Source organism: Candidatus Cloacimonadota bacterium (assembly GCA_034661015.1).
In the GTDB taxonomy this organism is placed as follows: domain Bacteria; phylum Cloacimonadota; class Cloacimonadia; order JGIOTU-2; family JGIOTU-2; genus JAYEKN01.
In genome coordinates this window covers 8,845-13,892 of record JAYEKN010000170.1, presented here as the reverse complement: position 1 = coordinate 13,892, position 5,048 = coordinate 8,845, and the positions used below count along the sequence as shown (strand labels likewise).

Sequence of the window (5,048 nt, the reverse complement as noted above, 5' to 3'; positions counted from 1 at the left end):
TTACGGATGGTTTTTTCCACGGGGTTTGTTATCCGCAACCTCCGTAATGGTGCAATTTTGGGTTGGACTGCATTCAACCATTGCGAAGGTCAAAAGCGACCATTCGCAAGGTTTAAATTTAAAACTGGTCACCAATTATTTGTTCCGAATATTTTCCAGAACCTTTTTGGCAGTGGGAACGAATTCAAAAAATTTTTCCAGTTTTTCACAGGCAAAATCATCGCAGTAGGCGCAGTTTTCAACCTTTTTCTCTTTGCCACATGCCCGAATTTCACATTCGGCACAATGCCCTATCAGATGCCCTTCATCTTGCAGACAACCATCACAATAAATATTTTCTGGTTTAATTTCCGCACCATAAGTTTTCGACCATTCCGTAGCGGTTTTTTTTCTCAAATCCTCATCATTGTTTTTTGTGGCAATATATGCTGGGCATTCCGTGCAAACAATACCACAATAGGCGATCATTTTAGACATGTTGCTCCCTTCTCAAGCACCTTACGGATGGTTTTTTCCACGGGGTTTGTTATCCGCAACCTCCGTAATGGTGCGATTTTGAGTTAGACTGTATGCAACCATTGCGAAGGTCAGAAGCGACCATTCGCAAGGTTAGTTCTCAAATTTTCAATTTATTTATGCACATTTTTGATAAATTCTTCAACTTCCGGGATGCCTCCCTGAAAAATTAAATAACCGTTGTAAGGTTCTCCTTTTGTAATTTCATCGGAAATGGGAGTTAGCATGATTTTTTTCACTTCGTCCAAATCATCAGTTTGCCCGAGAGCCCAACCCAATTTTATATAAGCAACCTCAGGAAGCATATTTTCGGCAGGAACAATTCCCATTGCCATCAAATCTCTGCCTGTATCATAGACGAACATGTGGACGAAACCCCAAAGAGTTTGCACGGTCATATAGATTGCTACGCCTTTTTTAACAGCACGCTCAATAGCCGGATAAATCGTTTTGTTCACGTGTCCCAAACCTGTTCCGGCGATTACAATCCCTTTGTATCCGTTATCCACAAGTGAATCAATAATATCTGCTTGCATATTGGGATAATAATAAACGATGGAAACTTTTTCCTCAAAATACGGCACGATCTTTACATTTTTGTCTTTTCGACGATGTTTGTAATCAGGCTTAATATGGGTAATTTCTGTACGGCTGATTCTTGCCAAAGGCACATCACCAATTGTGCGGAATGTGGAGCGATATGAAGAATGCATTTTTCTTACTCTAATTCCCCGATGAAGTAGTCCGTATTCATCGGAAGTTGGTCCGAACATACAAACCATCACCTCTGCGATGTCCGATTCTGCTGCAGCTTTTGTAGCATGCATAAGATTCAAAGCAGCATCGGAAGAAGGACGATCTGATGAGCGTTGCGAGCCAACCAGAACGATGGGTACAGGTGGATTTTGCACCATAAAAGTCAAGGCAGCAGCGGTGTGATGGAGGGTATCCGTGCCATGCCCGATCATAATTCCATCCACTCCTTTTTCTATTTCATTGCCGATGCTGACTGCTAATTTTTTATACTGGGTTGGTCCCATATTCTCGCTAAAAACCGCAAAAACTTTTTCTGTTTCAAGATTGCAAATATCAGCGAGTTCGGGAACAGCACCGTATAATTCCCCGGGCGAAAACGCAGGAATTACAGCCCCTGTCCGATAATCAAGTCGTGAGGCTATCGTGCCACCGGTGCCAAGTAATTTTACTTTTGGCATACCATCTCTGTAAGGAAATTCTTGTTCCGGAATGTGGTAATTGGCTTTTTTATAGGCGATCTCTCTGATGTTATTTATAGTGGAAATATCAATTCCAATATTATATCCTGTTTCTTGTTTTATGACAAGATGAATGTCGTCATCATTTTCCGCACGGGGGAGTAAAATTCCCACAAATAAACCACGTGTTGTTTCGATTTCTATCTCTCCCCAAACTCGAATATTCATTTTTTTTAGGAGTTCTAATGCGCGCCCTTTGTATCCGGCAAACAGATCACTCATTTTTTCTCCTTTCCAGTTTCCGCAACTGATGATTTTACAATTTGATATAAATTTTGTAAGTCAATATTTCCGAGAGCTATCTTTCGTAACTGCCCCATTATCCAATCAGTTTCCGCTTCAGGATTTTTGTTTATTCGTATTTTACGGAACATCTTATGAAGTTCGGGGATTTGGGCTAGTATTTTATTTTTCGGTGAAGTTTTGAAATCAGCCAATTTAAGGACAGAATTGAAATCAAGTTTGGGATATTCATAAACAATTGGCAACATTTTTCCAATTATTCTTTTTGCCAATCCTTTATTTTTGATAAAATTAAAAAGGTCGCTAACAAGTTCGTATTTGAATTCAGCTGATCTGATTTTTTTCCCTTCAAGATGTTTCAAAGAATGAGCAAAAGTTGTAATCACGAAAACAGGATTATATGCAGTTTCTTTGATTATTTTTTTGATAATGAAGAAAAGATTGTTTCGTAAAATGTAAATATACGTATCCTCCGGAGCTTTCCACTTTTTCATCTGGTTCAGCCGCAATTTCAAATCTTGGGGTACTTTTTTTCTAATCTCTGCTAAATATTCGGCAAAAATCGGAATGGGTGCGGAATCCGTATCAGGATACATTCTGTCTGCTCCCGGTAAAACTCGTTCAAAGATATTTGTTCCGTTACGCAAAGATTTTCTGGTTTCGCTGCAAACACCTTCAAAAGCCATTTTACATCGTTCTTCAATTGTTTCAAGGGCAGTTTGTAGATCTTCAACCGGCGACCAGATCACCATTTGAGCATCTTCGTTTTTGCTGTGAAGTAACTTTTTTCTTTTTTCTAATGTTCGATCATTGAAGACCGGATTCAGGTCTTCGGAATGAAGCATATTCGGATGCTCCAAACAGGCGATTACTTTTAATCTGCCGGCGATTTCATCTGCGAAAACTTGCCCGGGTTGGGTAAAATGCGAAAGAATACCCTTAAATTTCGGCAGATTGATTGCTACAAGTTGATAATCATTTCGAAATGCATTTTCGATTGGTTTATACTGCACATCAGAAACACCAAAATTTATTATTTTATGATTCAATTTCCACTCAGCCGGTTTTTTTACTCGTGAAAGTAAAATATCCTTTATGTGTAAAAGAGATTTCTGCCGGAAGGCTTCGATGTGGGTGAGTTTGGGAAGCCAATTGTTGTGAGAAACACCTTTGATCTCTACACGTGTTCCGCCGCTAATACTCACGTTTGTATCTTCACGTCCGGCTCCGCTTCCAACCCTAACCTTTCCGGATGCTCGTGTGAGAAAACGCAAATATTGAGCAGCTTCTTTCACTTCCTGAGGAGTTTTCATGTCCGGATCGGTAATGATCTCAATTAGAGGAATTCCCAGACGGTCGGTTTTGTAGATCCTTGTATGGCGGATATCGGAAATTTCTCGGCAAGAATCTTCTTCAAGAGTGAAATGCGAAATCCCTATTTTTTTATTGCTTATGGGGATTTCTCCGTGAATGCCCACAATGGCTGTTCTCTGAAATCCGGTCGGAATGCTGCCGTCGAGATATTGCTTTCTGGTAATATGAAGTTCTCCCACGATATTTGTTTTGAGCATCATGGCAATTTGAATGGCAAATTCCAATGCTTCCCGATTTAAAGGGAAGGGAGGGGTGTCGTCAATTTCATAGGTGCAAGCGGTTTCGTTTTTTATACGATAAATAATATTTTTTTTGGTTTTAAATTCCATCAAAGCAGTTCCGTCATATCCACCGAGTTCACTGAGGGTTGGTCTCATATGGCGAACAATTTCAGCATCAAAATCATCGTCATCTTGATAAATACCCACCGGACATCTGCAGAAGAGCTTTTGCTTTGTAGCGAGTTGCTGATGTATTTCCAAACCGCTTTTAAATCCCATATCGGTATATATCTGGCTATTAGCCTGTTCTAACGAGATATAGCCAACTTGATTTTTGGTTTTTTCGTAATTTTCTTTTGGATTAAATTTATTGTTTTTCATTGGCAAACCTTTCACAAACAAGAATTAATAATTTTGTGAAATCTTTTTATTTTTTTACATTTTTTCTGAAAATCGGATTTTGTTGGCAACCTTTTCGAGTATAAAACAACCCCTTAATATTTTTCCCAATAGGCTGGACTGGACACGTCTTTTTCAAGCGAACTTAATACTATAAAAATAACTAAAAAAAATCAATTATATATTTTCCCATTACTGATATTTGAGTTTAAATTTTTGACAAGAATTTGCCAACGAAGGAATTGGAAATACATATTTATTGGTATTAGGAGAATGACTACAGTTATCCATTAGTTATGGGCAAGTCAAAGAAAATAAAATTTATTTAAGAACAAGGACTAACGATTTTAGATATAAGAAGTTAGAAAAAAGATGCATAAGTTCGAATTAGAAATAAATCAAACATTGCTAATCTTTAATCTTTGTTCTGAGATCAAAAACATGGAAGGCCAACACATAACCTTGTTCAAAAAGTATTAAAACTCTTTTTGCACAAATCGTAATGGGCAAGTCAAAGAAAATAAAATTGATTTAAGAACAAGGATTAACGATTTTATATTTAAGAAGTTAGAAAAAAGATGAATAAGTTTGAATTGGAAAAAAATCAAAAATCGCTAATCGTTAATCTTTGTTCTGAGATCAAAAACAAGGAAGGCCAACACATAACCTTGTTCAAAAAGTATTAAAACGCCTTGTGCACAAATCGTAATGGGCAAGTCAAAGAAAATAAAATTTATTTAAGAACAAGGATTAACGATTTTAGATATAAGAAGTTAGAAAAAAGATGAATAAGTTTGAATTAGAAATAAATCAAAAATCGCTAATCGTTAATCTTTGTTCTGAGATCAAAAACAAGGAAGACCAACACATAACCTTGTTTAAAAAGTATTAAAACGCCTTTTGCACAAACGGTAATGGGCAAGTCAAAGAAAATAAAATTGATTTAAGAACAAGGATTAACGATTTTAGATATAAGAAGTTAGAAAAAAGATGCATAAGTTCGAATTAGAAATAAATCAAA

3 protein-coding genes are annotated in these 5,048 nt (G+C 37.2%); all 3 read right to left on the bottom strand.

What is annotated here, in order from left to right:
• Nucleotides 1-135: 135 nt before the first annotated feature.
• A complete protein-coding gene (locus U9P79_06515) occupies nucleotides 136-477 on the bottom strand; it encodes a DUF3795 domain-containing protein (GenBank protein ID MEA2104275.1) in 342 nt (113 codons plus the stop codon).
• A 152-nt stretch (nucleotides 478-629) separates the two neighbouring features.
• Nucleotides 630-2,012: a Glu-tRNA(Gln) amidotransferase subunit GatD gene (gene gatD / locus U9P79_06510; protein ID MEA2104274.1), complete on the bottom strand. Its 1,383-nt coding sequence runs from the start codon at nucleotides 2,010-2,012 to the stop codon at nucleotides 630-632.
• Nucleotides 2,009-4,009 carry a Glu-tRNA(Gln) amidotransferase subunit GatE gene (gene gatE / locus U9P79_06505; protein ID MEA2104273.1) on the bottom strand — a complete coding sequence of 667 codons (2,001 nt, stop codon included), beginning with the start codon at nucleotides 4,007-4,009 and terminating at the stop codon, nucleotides 2,009-2,011. Before gatE ends, gatD begins: the two co-directional genes overlap by 4 nt.
• Nucleotides 4,010-5,048 lie beyond the last annotated feature (1,039 nt).